Origin of the sequence: Acinetobacter sp. V110_1 (genome assembly GCF_031798975.1) — a bacterium.
In the GTDB taxonomy this organism is placed as follows: Bacteria; Pseudomonadota; Gammaproteobacteria; order Pseudomonadales; family Moraxellaceae; genus Acinetobacter; species Acinetobacter nosocomialis_A.
Map to the genome: position 1 here is coordinate 25694 of NZ_JAVQNN010000017.1, position 15880 is coordinate 41573.

Genomic DNA, 15880 nt, shown 5'->3' on the forward strand with positions numbered 1-15880 from the left:
TGTGAAAAATGAAATATAGAACTTTAGGACAAACAGGCGAAAAAGTATCAGCACTTGGTTTAGGTTGCATGGGAATGAGCTTTGCCTATGGTGCCTCAGACGACACACAAAGCATTGCCACTCTAGAAAAAGCATTAGACCTCGGCATTAACTTTTGGGACACTGCCGACATGTACGGCAACGGCGCAAACGAAGTATTGCTCTCAAAAGTTTTAGAAAAAAACCGCGACAAAGTGTTCTTGGCGACCAAATTTGGCTTTCGTTATAAAGAAGATAACCTTAACCCACAAAACTCTTTAGAGTCTTATATCGACGGTTCTCCAGAGTGGATTAAAGTTGCGGTCGAAAACAGCTTAAAACGCTTAAATACAGACGTAATTGATTTGTATTATGCGCACCGCATTGACCCAAATATTCCAGTTGAAGACACCATTGGTGCAATGGCGGACTTGGTGCAACAAGGTAAAGTTCGTTACCTAGGACTTAGTGAAGCGTCGGCGGAAACCATTCGTAAAGCGCATGCAATTCACCCGATTGCAGCGGTTCAACACGAATATTCATTGCTTACTCGTGAGCTGGAAGATACGCACTTTCAAACCATTCGTGAGTTAGGCATTAGCCTCGTGCCGTATTCACCACTGTCGCGTGGTTTAATCACCAATACGCTTGATGTGGGCAGCCTAGACGAAAACGATTTCCGTCGTCAGTTACCACGCTATCAAGGCGATAACTGGAAAAATAACCAAAGCTTGGCGCAAGCATTTAGTGACTTTGCCCAAAGCAAAAATGCGACAGCGGCTCAACTGGCTTTGGCTTGGATTTTGGCGCAAGGTGACGACATTATTCCAATTCCGGGTACGCGTAAAATCGAGCGCCTTGTAGAAAATGCGGGTGCTGTAGACCTTCATTTAACAGCGGCAGATTTGGCAGAAATTCAAGCGATTATCGCGAGATACCCAAACATGGGCGCACGCTATAACGCTCAGCAACTTGCTGCGGTCAATCACTAATATATAAGCCATAAAAAAAGTCCGACTCAGTTTCGGACTTTTTTATTTAGTCTTTGCTATATGTGCCTTGTTGGCGTCCACCGTCCCAGATCGCATCTAAAGATTTATCTGAAATCGTTAGGCTTTCAGGGAAAATACTTAAATATTTTTTAAATTTAGCCTCTGGTTTTAAACCAATACAGTCACCGTTTTTCCACCATGTGCCTTCGGCATATTGGTCTAACGCACCCACAGCAAGCATCCATTTAAACTTGCCGTCTGGCTGAAGTAAAAGTTCCGAACCCACTTCCATCACACCATGTAAATAATAGTGCCCACTCCACGCCTCATCGGCTTTTTGAAATTTCACCTCTTTACATGTTGTATTTGCCACATCCGCATAGACCTGAGCAGAGAAAATAACCGTCGAAAGAAGCAGTAAACGTACAAATATATTTTTCATTATTTAGTTCCTAGAGTTTTAAGCTTATTTTCCAGATTCAACTTTTAAATAAGTGCCATCCGCATAAACGTTATGTCCAAAGCCACAGCCCGAGTTGCCCTCGTTTTGTTTAACTTGAATGTAATTGCCTAATTTCGCACTCATTTTAAAATCGAGCTGAATACGGCAGTCTTGATCTTTATAAATAGTTTGCTTGGCATTGGTAGGCATTTTGGTCTCAAACTGACCCATATTCGGCCCATATATTAAGCTTCGTAAGCCCATATAAACACCCGAATAGCTAATCGCATATTGACCCTGCTTACGACTTACCGTGATGTGATCCCACTCACCAAAACCTGAGTAACGCACATACTCACCCGACAAATCATTTGACGCTTTAGGGGCTGGTAACTGCTGAAGATTAAACTGGCTCGATTTTGATTTTTCATCGAGCATAAACCATGCTCTTGCCCAAAGTGGCTGACCCAATTTGGCGTAGGCTAAGCCCACATTATTGTTGGCAACTTCAATATCTCGGTCGGTAAATTTAACTGTGGTTTCATCTTCATTGGCTTTACAAAAAGCAGTCCAAGAGGCTTGGCTTTGGAAGTTTTCGAGCGCTTTTTTATATTGTTTTTGGTCGTAGTTTTTCTTACCTAAGCTCGCGTATTGCTTCACTTTATTACAGCCTTGTTGTAATTCTTGTTCAAAAGAAAACTCTGCATGAGTCACTGCTAAAGCTGAAAGTGTAAGAACCGCGCAACCTGAAATAATAGATTTAATCATTTTTAAAATTCTTTAATAATTAACTAATTATATAATATGAGTAAGTTTTATAAATCACAATTCTTTGAAACAAAAGTCTATTAGAAGACTTTATTCTTTTATAAAGCTTATTAAATAAATTCAAAATAAATCTTTATAAATATTACTTGTTAACTGATTATTTTAGTTGAATATTCATCCAAAAAATAATGTAGACTGCATGCGTAAAACTTAGGAAGAATTATAAGAGTGAATAATCTAGTTATTGGAACCCTATTTGCACTTTGTGCAGCGGCTTTAAATGCATCTATTGGCGTCATTAGTAAATTACTTATGCACAGCGGTTTAAACCCACAAGACATTGCCTTTTTAAAAACCATTATCGCCTTTTTCTTTTTAAGTGTGTTTTTATTTAAAGTGCCTGTGAGCCAAAAGATTGCCTATATAAGTAGCACGCCAAGCAAGCTCAGTGTTTTTACTCAAATTGCCATCTGTGCTTTTTTAGGGATTTTCTCTTTATTCTTTTTTGAAACCATTGCCTATAACCATGGTGCTGCAGCCAATGTCGTTGTAGTACTCATGGCATCGGCTGCTATTTCTGCCCTATTTTTTGGTCGGTTCATATTAAAAGAAAGCATCTACCTGCATTCTCTTGTAGGAACATTATTGGCAGTTGCTGGCATTAGTATTATTTCTTGGAAAGGTGGAAATAGTTTATTAATGCTGATCAACGCTTCAATTGCCGGTACGGGTTATGGCCTATTTTCGGTTTTAGTTAAAAGGTTCAAATTAAACGGCGGGCTGTTTCTTACCAAGTATTTATTGCTATTTGGTAGTGTTTATCTTGCCGTTCCGTTTTTAATAAACTTGCATAGTATTCATTTTAATACTGACATTGTTTTAGGTTTGATTGGTTTAGCTGTTCTACCGACCATACTCGGCTTTTTCTGTACCACCAAAGCGTTGTCTTATATGAGTGCCGCAAAGGTACAAGTGACCGAGCTTTCCGAACCTATTTTTGCAGCGCTTATGGCATGGGTTTTCATTCATGAACAGCCAACTTTATCCTTTTTATATGGTGCAATTTTCATTATTTCAGGCATCTTTTTAATGAATAAAGCACCGAAATTATAATTTAGCCAATTTCATTTATTTCGTCTGCGTGGTGGCAAGCTACTTGCACCACACTGGCAAAGTTAATCGCCATTTGTGAAGGGGCATGTTTTTTATAAGCAAGCCCTAAACCCACCGTAGGGACAGGCGCTTTCAAAGAGCGATAAGCCACACCTTGTATTTGCAATTGTTTGGTCGACTCTGGCACCAAAGATACCCCTAAGTTTGCAGACACCAACGATAAAATCGACACAATTTGCGGTGCGTTTTGTCCAATTTTGGGTTCAAAGCCGCGCTCATGGCAGGCTTGTTTAATTGCATCAAAAAGCCCTGCACTAATGGATGGTGGTGAGACAATAAAATCAAGTTCTCGCAGTGTGGTTAAATCTATTTCTTGCGTTGAATCATCGAGACTCAAAGACTTAGAAGGCAAAGCCGCAATGAGTGGCTCTGCTAATAATTCTTGAAGAATGAGGCTATCTGGAATATTTCGTGGTGAGCGAATAATTGCCACATCTAAACGGTCTTCAAGCAATAGGTCTATGAGCAGTAAGGTATTGGCTTCTTCTAGCTTTAAATCCACTTTCGGGTATTGCTGCTGAAAATAGCGAACGCATTTAGGAATGAGAGGGTTCAGCATTGACGTGCCTGTAAAACCCAATCGTAATTGCCCCACTTCACCATTTGCCACTTGCTTAACAAGGTTTGCTGCATCTTCTACACGCTGCTGTACTGGCTGAATCGCGTTTAAAAAGGCAAGCCCTGCTTCGGTCAGCTCGACTCCATGTGGTGAACGAATAAATAAATCTGCACCTAATTCTTCTTCTAAGTCGCGTATTTGCATGCTTAAAGGCGGCTGGCTCATATTTAAACGATGCGCCGCTTTAGTAAAATTTTTTTCTTCTGCTACCGCTAAAAAGTAGCGTATATGTCTGAGTTCCATTGTTATATATAAAACATATCATGACCTATTGTTAAATATATTAGAAAAATGCCCTCTAAATTGCTAATTTTAATTTATCGAATTTTCTCGATGCAGCATGCCCAAAGCACTGCTCTTTCTTTCTGTCATGGTCATGATATGAGCTCTTCATCTACACCAAGCACTTTAAACACTGAAGCAACGTCTGTTCTTTCCCGCGAGTGGATTCACAAAGGAACTAAAGCCTATAAACATGCAGGTTTCGCTTTGTTCCTTGTAGGTTTTGCCAGTTTCTCACTGATTTATTGTGTACAGCCGCTGTTGCCTGCATTTAGCCAAAGCTTCCAGATTAGTCCTGCGAGTAGCTCTTTAGCACTGTCATTAACGACTGCTTTTTTAGCGATTTCGATTGTGCTATCAAGCGCGTTTTCACAAGCGATTGGCCGTCGCGGTGTAATCTTTACATCTATGCTATGTGCAGCAATTCTTAATATTGTCTCAATGTTTACCCCGAACTGGCACAGTTTACTGATGGCGCGTGCATTAGAAGGTTTATTACTCGGTGGCGTACCCGCAGTAACGATGGCTTGGATTGCCGAAGAAATTGCACCCGAACACTTGGGTAAAACCATGGGTTTATATATTGCAGGTACAGCCTTTGGTGGCATGATGGGCCGTGTCGGTATGGGTATTTTGGTTGAATATTTTTCATGGCGCACCGCTTTAGGTTTACTTGGCGCAATCTGTTTTATTTGCTCAATTGCCTTTTTAAACCTACTCCCTGCTTCGCGTAATTTCGTCCAGAAAAAAGGACTAAATTTAGGCTTTCACATGCAAATGTGGCGTGCTCATTTAAGCAATACTAAATTATTACGCCTGTTTGCTATTGGGTTCTTACTCACCAGTGTTTTTGTCACCCTCTTTAACTATGCGACCTTCCGCTTAAGCGGTGCACCTTATTCACTGAGCCAAACACAAATTAGCCTTATTTTCTTGTCGTATAGCTTTGGTATGGTGTCTTCATCGTTGGCAGGTAGCTTAGCCGATCGCTTTGGTAAAAAAACCATGATGATGAGTGGTTTCGCGCTCATGATTGTGGGTAGCCTCATGACCCTGCTCAGCTCGCTTTTTGGCATTATTATTGGGATTGCCTTTATTACCACGGGTTTCTTTATTACCCACTCACTCACCAGTAGTTCAGTCGGTGCTGAAAGTAAACAAGCCAAAGCCCATGCGAGTTCTCTGTATTTACTTTTTTACTATATGGGTTCAAGTATTGTCGGTTCGGCAGGTGGTTGGTTCTGGTTACACGGTGGCTGGAGTGCGATTGTCACTTTGGCGGTTGTATTGTCAGTATTGGGAATATTTTTAGTGGTTTATACCGCACACGCAAAAGCACATTAATGAGTAATTTAAAGGAAAAATACATGTCGAGTTTATTTGTTTATGGCACTTTAGGTCCCGGCCGTCCTAATGCCCATATACTTGAAAATATTGGCGGACAATGGTCGGAAGGCTGGGTAAACGGAACCCTACATCATGAAGGTTGGGGGGCAGATTTAGGCTATCCGGGAATTGTACTCGATGATAGTGCTAACCAAGTGCAAGGCTTTGTTTTTAGCTCAGAACATTTAGATGCTAACTGGAAATTACTGGATGACTTTGAAGGCGAAGAGTACGAAAGAGTGCCTGTCCGCGTCACTTTAAATAGTGGTGAACATGTTGATTCTTTTATTTATATGTTGAAGCCTTAGGCCATTTTTAAAGCTCAAACGCATAAGCGCTTAAAAATTGATAGAAAAAATTCAAATGCTCATTTTTTGGCTTGTATTTTTTTTAAGAAACTGTAAAATTCACTCCACATTGCCGGCATAGCTCAGTTGGTAGAGCAACTGACTTGTAATCAGTAGGTCCACAGTTCGAATCCGTGTGCCGGCACCATCATTAAACCTCATGAATATTTGATTTATGGGGTTTTTTGTTGCCTGTAGGTTTTGAAATACGCCACTTATAATTATTTTCCCAATTCACTAACCAGTTCTTTTGCTGTTGTTATATTTTGAAACCTAGTATGTCCATCATATTTTGAAGGTATATATTTTTCCAAAATTTTATTATAAACCTGAGCTTCAAAATGATTTTCTTAAAAGAATTTATTTCCTCCAAAACACAAATCTTACTTTCTTAATTTTTTTAAAAAACAGATTTAAAAATAAGAAATATTAACAAGATACGATTATAATGCGCCCCCAAATAAGGTCATGATAATAAGCCCTATTTTATAAACATTCATTCATTACTACATTCAACGGGGAAAAGATGAAACTACGTTTTGTTTTGCCTACTTTATTTATAATGTTGCCTTTTACAGTACAAGCTCAAAACACGAGTTCTGCGGCTCAAGCAGAAAACATTGTAAAATCACCAGTCTGCGTACTTGAGACTCTACCTTCTGCTGACCACTATAAGTCTCTTAAACGCATTAAAGTCGCAAAAGGAATATATGGCGGCTATGAAGAAATAAAACCTAAATTAGCAAACGCAGCACGTAAATATGGTGCAGATGTAGTGATTGATTATGAGCAGAGACAAAGATTTGGTTTCTGGCCATGGCGTATTGTTCGTCCAGTACTTACAGGTATTGCGGTAAAATGGAATACACCATTTGATTGTGCTGCCTTAGGCGGAAAAGAAATTCGTTAATAAGAAATGAAAAAAGCCCAACATCCTGTTGGGCTTTTTTCGTATTTCGTTACTAGGTATACATCCTGTAATACCTCACGTCCTGATGCTTAAACTTATTATTGTTGTTTTACGTTTCGGAACTTCCTGTTCCTGATGAGTTCATCATAGGTAATTAATAGAGTTCTAAAAAGACGCTAATTTCCCGAATGTATGTACGAAAAAGCGTACGGGCTTGTCAGAATACCTCTAGCCTTCTTTTTTCTTCTCTATCATTTTTTCAAAGTGTTTAAGGTTCGGGTTTAGCATATCCCAAGCATAGGCTTGGCTTACAAAGACTTCCGCTTTAGGTTGATAAAGACTTGGGTCATCCAGCGTACCTGCACGTATTGAAATCATTTCAGGGGCAATTTCAGGTAAACCAAAAAGTTGGGATCCACACGTTGGACAAAAGGCTCTTTTAATTGCTCGGCCAGAAGAACCTAGAGTCTCAAAATATTTAAGTTCGCCCGTTATTTTTAATTCAGATTGGTGAAAAAAAGCGATTGGTGCATAGGCCGAACCTGTTGCCTTTTGGCAATCACGGCAATGGCAATTAAAGCTATAACGTGGCTCCGTTTCGCTTTGGTAGCTCACCGCTCCACATAAACACGATCCCTGATATTTGGCTGACATGGCTCATCCTATTTTTTTATTGCTGTTATTTGAATATAACGTACATATCCACTTTGGTAGAGTTGCTGGCATAACTTTGCAGTCATTTGAATTTTAAAATTTGCCAACCCTCGGCTCTGAAATTGTCCTTGCTGTTTTTGAATATACTCTGAAAAACCGAATAATACTTGCTCAGATAAATCTTCAATTTGAATATCTGTAAAACCTTGCTGTTCCAAGGTCGTTCTTAGTGTTTGTTCAGTTGGTACAGCATCCCAAGCGACATCGGCTGCTTTGAGTAAATAACGATGCTTTTGTTCTTGTAGCATGGTCATGTTTTGGCATGACTCTGCACGCATTAAGTAATGAAAACCTAATCGACCTTTTGAATTTAAAACTGGGGTGACCGAATCTAGAAATGAATTTAAATGACTGTGGTAAGCCGCATCGATACAGAACACCACATCGAATGGTTGTTTGAATTCAAATTGTTTTAAATTTAAAAATGAACCACAAAAAATCTGGCTTATTTCAGGAATAAGTTTTTTAATTTTATGAACACATTCAGCTTGTAGCTCAACAGCACTCATACTTTTGGGCTGATAGTGTTGTAACCAGTGCAATAAACTCGCGCCCTGTCCGCAGCCTAAATCGAGTAAATAATCTTTTGAATTTAAATTGACAGCTTGTGCCAAATGGTCGGCCAATTGGCGACAAGCTTCAGGGTAGCTTTGGGTATTTTTCCAAAAACCCAAATTTGTCCAAGCTAGCTCTCCATCATTCCCCAAACTTGATGCATCAATGGCATATTTATGAGGAATGAGTCGAGAAAGAGCTGCTCGAACTTTTGTTTTCACAATTTTAGTAACCGAGCTCAGGAGCAACTTCAACCTGAGGTTTTAAACCTACAAATGGTAAAGGAGCACCTAAAATCTCAGCAATGTGCATTGCAGAAGTCACGGCTGACTCTAAAATTGGCAAGCCATCACATGACCATGAACCACAGTAAAATACTTTACGGTTTGGTTCTAAATGACGATGCTGTAACTCTTTGTTTAGAGCAATGGTTTGCGAGTCTACAACTGCACGCGTTAAGGTCACTTTTGAAATGATTTTTTTAGGGTCAATATCAGTCACTGGACGCCAAGTTTGGAATACAGGATTTTTGCCCACAAGTGATGGCTCAACAGCGTTCATCCAAACTGTAAACTGCTGACGAGTAAACTTACGGTCCATCATATAGCTCAGCACTGACCAGTCCTTACGGCGTGGTGGCATTACTGTTGCGTCAGTATGAATAACCAAATCACCTTGCTCAAAACGGAACTGTTTAAGCAAATTCATATCATCTGCAAACTGCTCAGGGTTTAAGAACTCTTCAATCTTAGATGTTGGTGTCGCCACAATAACGCGGTCAAATGAGCCCTTATCGCCCTGCGCATTTTCAACCAGTACTTTTTCGCCTTGTTGCTCAACTTTCTTAATTGCCGAACCGCTATGGATATCAATGCCTTTAATTAAGCTGTCTACAAATGCAGGTGTACCGCCTTTCATACGCAATAGCATGTCGCCATCAGTTAAATGACGCAAAAACTCAAGAAGGTTTTTTGCAGGCCAATCGCCAATTGTTTTTGGGTTACATGTACAAATGGTATAGAGCACTGGCATCACTACGCCGTGCCAGAATACTTCTTCTATGTCATTCTGATTAATAAATTCAGCGAGAGTAATATCTTGATTTTTAGATTTGAAAAACTGGTGGATCGCAGTTTTTAATTGCAACATCCCTTTCACAAGACGCCAGCCATACTGCTGGATGCCTTTACGGTTATTGATAATCGGGAAATTACCAATACGGCTACGAGAGGTGGTTAACCATGTTTCAGTACGATCTTCAAATAACCAGCTACAAGACATATAGGTACGAACTGGGAAAGTTTTAATACCTAAGTATGCAGCAAGGCTAAGTGTATTTTTCCATAGATGCGGGTTCATAACACGCAATGGCGCATCAATAATCCCACCATCGAACTCAATGCTATGGCTATCCATTCCCCGGCCAGGAAGTGCTTCAAATATCGTGATTGTATGTCCTGCATCTTTCAGAATTCTTGCTGCTGCAAGTCCTGCCATTCCACTACCAATAATTGCGATATCCAAAATGATGTCCCATTTTTCGAGAATTTTTTTGATTATCACTCATACCTAAAAAAAACACCGTATTAAAAACTACCAGATTTTTATTTTTTACATGAATTTATACAGAAAAATTTTCTCTGATGAATGCAAATTTATTTATAAAACTTTACAAAAGAAAATAAGTCGATAAAACTTTATATTTTTTAAAAATTTAAAAAAAATTCTTTTAAATAAAATGAGATAATTTAACTAAATTTATATCAAATATTTTACAAAACACTCATTTTACGATATCATGCCACCACAATAATGAGAACTAAGTCACACAAAACAATGCCCAAACAATAATGATATCTATCATAAAAATAGAAACTTTACAGCGAAAAAGCCCGCTATTCACACTTGATAGCGGGCTTTTTATTACTTTGCTTGAATAGCTAATTAAGCTCAAATAAACAATTTATGCTTCTTGCATGAGAGAACCAAATTTTCCACGATTAAAATCATTAATCGCTTCCATAATCTCGGCTTTGGTATTCATGACAAATGGACCATAACCTTCGATTGGCTCATTCAGTGGTTGGCCAGTCAACACTAGGAATTTAGTGTCTTCTTCGGCATTTAAACTAAACTCAACACCTTCACGAGATAAAATCGCAACGGTTTTACCTTCAAGACGGTTGGTATCATTAATGACCACAGCACCATCTAAAACAACAACAAGTGTAGTATGTCCTTCAGGCACATAAAGGGTGTGTTTTTGGCCTTTGACTAACTTACCATCCCATACGTTTAATGGGCTAAAGGTCGTTGCGGCACCTTTTGAATCTGCATATTCACCCGCAATCACACGTAAATGACTACCGTGCTCATCTAACGCGATGTCTGGAATCTCTTTCGCTTCAATTGCTTGGTATTTTCCAGGGGTCATTTTTGAATGCGAAGGTAAATTTACCCACAATTGCACCATTTCAAACAGACCGCCATGCTCTGCAAATTCAGGAGAATGGAACTCTTCATGTAACACGCCTGCACCTGCAGTCATCCATTGTACGTCACCCGTTTTAATGGTTCCGCCACCACCACTTGAGTCTTTATGAGTCACTTCACCTTGGTAGGCAATCGTCACAGTTTCAAAGCCACGGTGAGGATGCGACCCGACACCTTGTTGTTCGGTGGTTGGTGAGAAGTTATAAGGCGCTGCATAATCCAGTAACAAAAATGGGCTTAGGGTTTGGCCTAAACGGTCATAAGAGAACAGGTTATATACAGGGAAACCATCACCAACCCAATGCATGTGGTTATTTTGATATGCACCAAGAAATTTCTTCATCTGATCTCTCCTATATATGTAGGATTTTCTTGAACTGGGATTGATTTTACGCCTCAATAATTGCAGTTTATAGATCAGGTTTAGCAACACATTATTTCATATATGAGACAATCTTAAAGTTTGAGGTACGCTTTAAAAGATCGTCCTATTTTTAAAATTCTTAATCCTATTTTTTAGACTTAATCACGACAACAAACTCAACTAGCATAATTTTAGGCACTAACGACCTACTTAATAATTTTTAATTATTTATTTTGATAACATGAGGATATAAAAATGGCTCAAGATTACGTCCGTTTAGACAAGGATAATGCTGCGGTTCTTTTAGTTGACCACCAAGCTGGTTTACTTTCTTTAGTTCGAGATATCGAACCAGATAAATTTAAAAATAACGTATTAGCGCTTGCAGACGCAGCAAAATATTTTAATTTACCGACTATTTTAACGACCAGTTTTGAAAATGGTCCAAACGGTCCTTTAGTTCCAGAATTAAAAGAACTTTTCCCAGATGCACCATTTATTCCACGCCCTGGTCAAATCAACGCTTGGGACAATGAAGACTTCGTAAAAGCAGTTAAAGCGACAGGCAAAAAACAACTAATTATTGCAGGTGTGGTCACTGAAGTTTGTGTGGCATTCCCTGCTTTATCTGCACTTGCTGAAGGCTTTGAAGTATTTGTGATTACTGATGCTTCTGGTACTTTCAATGAATTAACACGTGATGCTGCTTGGGACCGTATGTCAAAAGCAGGTGCTCAGCTGATGACTTGGTTCGGCATGGCATGTGAGTTACACCGCGACTGGCGTAATGATGTGGAAGGTCTAGGTGCACTCTTCTCAAATCATATTCCTGATTACCGCAACCTGATGACAAGCTATAGCTTTAATACATCGCAAAAATAAGCTGAATTGCCAAGATTAGAGTGCTTAAGCGCTCTAATCTTAAATTTAAATGGATTGATCTGACATTGATAAGCTCTTTTGATGATTTTTATTATTTCTATTTAGTCGTAAAACACGGCGGCTTTAGTGCGGCCAGTGAAGCCGAAAATATTAGTAAGTCCAAGCTCAGCCGACGCATTATTGACCTTGAAAATAAATTTAATGTTAGCCTCATTCAAAGAACAACCCGCCATTTTAAAGTGACCGATTTAGGCCAAGAGTTCTACGAAGAATGCTGCAAAGTCATTGCTCAAGTTGAATGTGCAGAAAACGTTTTGTTAAAGCAAAGAAGTGAGCCTCAAGGAGTAGTAAAAGTCAGCTGCCCACCTTTAATGATGCATTTTCAAATTAGAAAAATTTTAAATAAGTTTTTAAAAACTTATCCTAAAGTTGAGATTGCTCTTGAGCTGACCAGCCGTCGAGTAGATATTTTGCACGATGACATCGACCTTGCGATTCGGACCAATTTTGAACCGAATGAAGATTCAAATTTAATTGTTCGGGATGTAATTAAAACTGATCACTGCCTAGTGGCTTCGCCTGAATTACTACAAGGCCGTACCATTGAGCATTATTCTGAATTACAAGACTTTCCAAGTATTAGCTTAGGCACGCAAAAGCAAAATTATATTTGGCATTTATGCAATATTCGAAATGGTGAATCGGTTGATGTGCCTTACCAACCACGAATCAAAAGTAATGACTTGGCAGGTGTTTACTATGCCGTGATGGATGGTTTGGGCATTGCCGATCTTCCCTTTTTAACTGTCGAATCTGAAATTCGTAAAGGCACACTTGTACATATTCTTCCTGACTGGAAGTCGAATATTGGCATGCTACAACTGGTTTATGTGTCTAGAAAAGGCCAACGTCTGGTGGTCGAAAAACTCATTGAAACATTGATTGAAGAACTCAGGCGTTTACCCGAAAGCCATGAAGGGTATTTGCCGACTTAAATAAAAAAACCGGTCATGAATGGGCATGACCGGTTTTTGTGAAACATCACATACAGCATAACTGCATGTTTTCGTTAAGAACAAAACGAAATCGCTTTGTTCCTTACTCGGATAAGTCTACGCAGAGGTATTTCATTTCGACATATTCTTCAATGCCGAATTTTGAACCTTCACGGCCTAGACCTGATTGTTTTACGCCACCAAACGGAGCAACTTCATTTGAAATTGCGCCTGTGTTAATGCCGACCATACCGTACTCAAGTGCTTCACCCACTCGCCATTGACGAGCTGTGCTTTGAGTAAATAAATAAGCAGCTAAACCAAACTCGGTATCGTTCGCCATTGCCACTGCTTCATCTTCAGTTTTAAAGCGGAATAGCGGTGCAAGCGGACCAAAGGTTTCTTCTTTAGACACTTTCATGTCTTGCGTTACGCCAGTTAACACAGTCGGTTCAAAGAATGTACCGCCAAGTGCCGAACGCTGACCACCAATACGAACTGTCGCGCCTTTCTCAGTTGCATCTGCAATATGAGACTGAACTTTTGCAATCGCATCTTCATCAATTAAAGGTCCTTGAGTTGAACCTTCTTGACGGCCATCGCCAACTTTCAGCTTAGACACAGCTTCAACCAAACGCTCTGCCAGCGCATCGTAAATACCATCTTGAACATAAATACGGTTCGCACAAACACAAGTCTGACCGCTGTTACGATATTTACTTGCCATAATGCCCTGAACTGCTTGTTCAAGATTAGCGTCGTCAAATACCACAACTGGTGCATTACCACCGAGTTCAAGTGAAAGCTTTTTAATAGTTGGCGCACATTGTTGCATCAAGATACGACCCACTTGGGTTGAACCTGTAAAGCTTAACTTACGAACAATATCGCTTTCGCATAGTGTTTTACCGACTTCAACCGCATCACCACTAATGTTAATTAAAACATCAGCTGGTAAACCTGCCTGTAAAGCCAATACTTCAAGTGCATAGGCGGTTAACGGTGTTTGTTCTGCTGGTTTAACCAACATTGAACAACCCGCAGCAATCGCTGGACCTGCTTTACGCGTAATCATGGCAGCTGGGAAGTTCCACGGCGTAATTGCAGCAGTAACACCAATTGCTTGTTTAATCACGAGCAGACGTTGATTTGGCAACGTAGGTGTTAATACTTCACCATCAATACGGCGAGCTTGCTCGGCAAACCAGCGTATGAACGATGCTGCATAACCAATTTCACCACGTGCTTCTGCCAATGGTTTACCTTGCTCAGCTGTTAAAATTTGAGCTAAATTTTCTTTGTGCTCAAGCATGAGGTTGTACCATGCCAATAACACATCAGCACGAGCCAAGGCAGTTTGCTTTTTCCAAGCAGCCTGCGCTTTTGCCGAACGGTTAATTGCAGCTTCAACCCCTGCGCGGTCATAGGTTTTTACCCATGCCAAAGTTTCGCCCGTAGCAGCATCATTTACCTCGATATAGTCATTTGATGCAGGTGCTTCTAACGCAATATCAGGATGTTTTAATAAATACTGCAAAGTATTTTGAATCATGCAGATTGCTCCATTGCTTTTGCACTACCTGCTTTGAGTGTCGCAAAACCTTGTTTCAAAATATCAAGACCTTGACGGAATTGCTCAGCAGGAATGGTTAATGGATATAAGAAACGAATTACATTACCGTATTTACCACAAGTAAGAAGTAACAACCCGTTTTCCATTGCATAGTTTTGTACAACTTTTGCTTGTTCAGCCGTTTCAAGTTCTACTGCAACCATTGAACCTAAAGCACGAATATCAGTTACGACGTCGCCTGTTGCTTGCTGAATATCTTTAAGGGTAGCGACTAACTCAGCACCTAATTCATTTGCACGGTCGCATAAGTTTTCTTCTTCAATCGCATCAATTACCGCGTGCGCAGCTGCAACCGCAATCGGGCTACCTGCGTATGTACCGCCTAGACCACCTGGGTTTGGTGCATCCATGACTTCTGCACGGCCGACAACACCCGAAATAGGGAAACCGCCACCTAAGCTTTTCGCCATCGTGATAAGGTCTGCTTTAGTCTCGTAATAGTTCATTGCAAACAATTTACCAGTACGCGCAAAACCAGATTGCACTTCGTCAGCCACAAGTAAAATGCCGTGCTTATCGCAAATTGCGCGTAAACGTTTTAAGAACTCAGCTGGTACCACATTGAAACCGCCTTCACCTTGCACTGGCTCAAGTACGATTGCCGCAACATCATGTGGTGCAATATCTTCACTGAAAATATCTTCAACGCTTTCGATCGCTGCATCTACTGAAATCCCTTTAGCAGGTACAGGGTAACGTGCGTGGAACACACCCGCTGGCATTACACCGAAATCACGTTTGTAAGGCGCAGTTTTACCTGTCATTGCCATCGTCATAAATGAACGACCGTGGAAACCGTTACCAAAAGTAATAATGCCGTGACGACCTGTATAAGAACGAGCAATCTTCACCGCATTTTCAACTGCTTCTGCACCTGTTGTGAAAAACGCTGACTTCGCAGGACCAGCAATTGGCGCACGCTCATTAATACGTTCAGCCAAAGCCACATAGCTTTCATAAGGTGTTACTTGATAGGCAGTGTGAGTAAATTTAGTAAGTTGTTCAGTTACTGCTGCAATCACTTTAGGGTGGCGATGGCCTGTATTTAAAACCGCGATACCACCAGCAAAGTCGATAAATTGGTTGCCTTCCTTGTCCCAAAGCGTGGCATTTTCAGCTTTTTCCGCATACCACTGACACATCACGCCTACACCACGTGGAGTTGCTTGCTGTTTACGTGCGTTAAGTGCAGAATGTTGATTATCCATTTGATTCCCTCATATTTTCATCATCAGTTGCAGCTTTGGTTTCTTGCATCCTGTGCTTAATTTTCAGGGTGCTTTACAACGACTGCCTATGCATGTAAT

The 15880-nt window shown here is 40.2% G+C and carries 16 protein-coding genes and 1 tRNA gene; 8 read left to right on the forward strand and 9 right to left on the reverse strand.

The window, feature by feature from the left end; genetic code table 11:
• Positions 1-8 precede the first annotated feature (8 nt).
• Positions 9-1010, forward strand: coding sequence for an aldo/keto reductase (locus RMA95_RS06275; RefSeq protein ID WP_032004948.1), 1002 nt, complete (start codon positions 9-11; stop codon positions 1008-1010).
• Between the two features lie 46 nt (positions 1011-1056).
• Here RMA95_RS06275 and RMA95_RS06280 read toward each other — a convergent pair whose 3' ends face one another.
• Both RMA95_RS06280 and RMA95_RS06285 read right to left on the reverse strand, forming a co-directional pair.
• The gene (locus RMA95_RS06280) at positions 1057-1452 is read right to left on the reverse strand and encodes a hypothetical protein (RefSeq protein ID WP_311069911.1); all 396 of its coding nucleotides are present in this window, start codon (positions 1450-1452) and stop codon (positions 1057-1059) included.
• A 24-nt stretch (positions 1453-1476) separates the two neighbouring features.
• Positions 1477-2220 (reverse strand): hypothetical protein, encoded by a 744-nt coding sequence (locus RMA95_RS06285; protein WP_311069912.1) that lies wholly within the window; start codon positions 2218-2220, stop codon positions 1477-1479.
• A gap of 228 nt (positions 2221-2448) precedes the next feature.
• On the opposite strand from RMA95_RS06285, the gene RMA95_RS06290 reads away from it, so the two are divergent.
• Entirely contained in the window at positions 2449-3333 is an 885-nt protein-coding gene (locus RMA95_RS06290) for a DMT family transporter (RefSeq protein ID WP_311069913.1), read from the forward strand.
• 1 nt (position 3334) lies between these two features.
• On the opposite strand, the gene RMA95_RS06295 is transcribed toward RMA95_RS06290, so the two are convergent.
• The gene (locus tag RMA95_RS06295) at positions 3335-4255 is read right to left on the reverse strand and encodes a LysR family transcriptional regulator (RefSeq protein WP_304403048.1); all 921 of its coding nucleotides are present in this window, start codon (positions 4253-4255) and stop codon (positions 3335-3337) included.
• Between the two features lie 138 nt (positions 4256-4393).
• Here RMA95_RS06295 and RMA95_RS06300 point away from each other — a divergent pair, with 138 nt between their 5' ends.
• The 4 genes from RMA95_RS06300 (at position 4394) to RMA95_RS06315 (ending at position 6937) form a co-directional block, all read left to right on the forward strand.
• Entirely contained in the window at positions 4394-5638 is a 1245-nt protein-coding gene (locus RMA95_RS06300) for an MFS transporter (RefSeq protein ID WP_311069914.1), read from the forward strand.
• A gap of 23 nt (positions 5639-5661) precedes the next feature.
• The gene (locus RMA95_RS06305; protein WP_151792178.1) at positions 5662-5988 is read left to right on the forward strand and encodes a gamma-glutamylcyclotransferase; all 327 of its coding nucleotides are present in this window, start codon (positions 5662-5664) and stop codon (positions 5986-5988) included.
• Between the two features lie 111 nt (positions 5989-6099).
• Positions 6100-6175: transfer RNA gene (locus RMA95_RS06310), tRNA-Thr, on the forward strand.
• Positions 6176-6553: 378 nt separating this feature from the next.
• The gene (locus tag RMA95_RS06315) at positions 6554-6937 is read left to right on the forward strand and encodes a hypothetical protein (RefSeq protein ID WP_039252305.1); all 384 of its coding nucleotides are present in this window, start codon (positions 6554-6556) and stop codon (positions 6935-6937) included.
• Between the two features lie 228 nt (positions 6938-7165).
• Here the strand turns inward: RMA95_RS06315 and RMA95_RS06320 are convergent, their stop codons facing one another.
• The 4 genes from RMA95_RS06320 to RMA95_RS06335 all read right to left on the reverse strand — a co-directional run bounded on the left by RMA95_RS06320 (position 7166) and on the right by RMA95_RS06335 (position 11042).
• Positions 7166-7591 carry a GFA family protein gene (locus RMA95_RS06320; protein WP_311069915.1) on the reverse strand — a complete coding sequence of 142 codons (426 nt, stop codon included), beginning with the start codon at positions 7589-7591 and terminating at the stop codon, positions 7166-7168.
• A gap of 8 nt (positions 7592-7599) precedes the next feature.
• Positions 7600-8427, reverse strand: a complete 828-nt coding sequence (locus tag RMA95_RS06325) for a class I SAM-dependent methyltransferase (protein WP_311069916.1) — start codon at positions 8425-8427, stop codon at positions 7600-7602.
• 4 nt (positions 8428-8431) lie between these two features.
• A complete protein-coding gene (locus tag RMA95_RS06330; RefSeq protein WP_311069917.1) occupies positions 8432-9730 on the reverse strand; it encodes an FAD-dependent oxidoreductase in 1299 nt (432 codons plus the stop codon).
• A 439-nt stretch (positions 9731-10169) separates the two neighbouring features.
• A complete protein-coding gene (locus tag RMA95_RS06335) occupies positions 10170-11042 on the reverse strand; it encodes a pirin family protein (protein WP_311069918.1) in 873 nt (290 codons plus the stop codon).
• 276 nt (positions 11043-11318) lie between these two features.
• On the opposite strand from RMA95_RS06335, the gene ycaC reads away from it, so the two are divergent.
• Together ycaC and RMA95_RS06345 are read left to right on the forward strand one after the other, a co-directional pair.
• Positions 11319-11945 (forward strand): isochorismate family cysteine hydrolase YcaC, encoded by a 627-nt coding sequence (gene ycaC / locus RMA95_RS06340; RefSeq protein WP_004705039.1) that lies wholly within the window; start codon positions 11319-11321, stop codon positions 11943-11945.
• A gap of 20 nt (positions 11946-11965) precedes the next feature.
• A complete protein-coding gene (locus tag RMA95_RS06345; RefSeq protein WP_311069919.1) occupies positions 11966-12940 on the forward strand; it encodes a LysR substrate-binding domain-containing protein in 975 nt (324 codons plus the stop codon).
• A 103-nt stretch (positions 12941-13043) separates the two neighbouring features.
• Here the strand turns inward: RMA95_RS06345 and RMA95_RS06350 are convergent, their stop codons facing one another.
• Together RMA95_RS06350 and gabT are read right to left on the reverse strand one after the other, a co-directional pair.
• A complete protein-coding gene (locus tag RMA95_RS06350) occupies positions 13044-14492 on the reverse strand; it encodes an NAD-dependent succinate-semialdehyde dehydrogenase (protein ID WP_311069920.1) in 1449 nt (482 codons plus the stop codon).
• Positions 14489-15781 (reverse strand): 4-aminobutyrate--2-oxoglutarate transaminase, encoded by a 1293-nt coding sequence (gene gabT / locus RMA95_RS06355; protein WP_004705036.1) that lies wholly within the window; start codon positions 15779-15781, stop codon positions 14489-14491. Before gabT ends, RMA95_RS06350 begins: the two co-directional genes overlap by 4 nt.
• Positions 15782-15880 lie beyond the last annotated feature (99 nt).

Bases quoted from the DNA above. Each gene is read 5' to 3' on its own strand.
- RMA95_RS06295 (WP_304403048.1), bottom strand. From the start codon at position 4,255: ATGGAACTCAGACATATACGCTACTTTTTAGCGGTAGCAGAAGAAAAA.
- RMA95_RS06305 (WP_151792178.1), top strand. From the start codon at position 5,662: ATGTCGAGTTTATTTGTTTATGGCACTTTAGGTCCCGGCCGTCCTAAT.
- ycaC (WP_004705039.1), top strand. From the start codon at position 11,319: ATGGCTCAAGATTACGTCCGTTTAGACAAGGATAATGCTGCGGTTCTT.
- gabT (WP_004705036.1), bottom strand. From the start codon at position 15,781: ATGGATAATCAACATTCTGCACTTAACGCACGTAAACAGCAAGCAACT.
- RMA95_RS06315 (WP_039252305.1), top strand. From the start codon at position 6,554: ATGAAACTACGTTTTGTTTTGCCTACTTTATTTATAATGTTGCCTTTT.
- RMA95_RS06350 (WP_311069920.1), bottom strand. From the start codon at position 14,492: ATGATTCAAAATACTTTGCAGTATTTATTAAAACATCCTGATATTGCG.
- RMA95_RS06285 (WP_311069912.1), bottom strand. From the start codon at position 2,220: ATGATTAAATCTATTATTTCAGGTTGCGCGGTTCTTACACTTTCAGCT.
- RMA95_RS06280 (WP_311069911.1), bottom strand. From the start codon at position 1,452: ATGAAAAATATATTTGTACGTTTACTGCTTCTTTCGACGGTTATTTTC.
- RMA95_RS06335 (WP_311069918.1), bottom strand. From the start codon at position 11,042: ATGAAGAAATTTCTTGGTGCATATCAAAATAACCACATGCATTGGGTT.
- RMA95_RS06300 (WP_311069914.1), top strand. From the start codon at position 4,394: ATGAGCTCTTCATCTACACCAAGCACTTTAAACACTGAAGCAACGTCT.
- RMA95_RS06320 (WP_311069915.1), bottom strand. From the start codon at position 7,591: ATGTCAGCCAAATATCAGGGATCGTGTTTATGTGGAGCGGTGAGCTAC.
- RMA95_RS06275 (WP_032004948.1), top strand. From the start codon at position 9: ATGAAATATAGAACTTTAGGACAAACAGGCGAAAAAGTATCAGCACTT.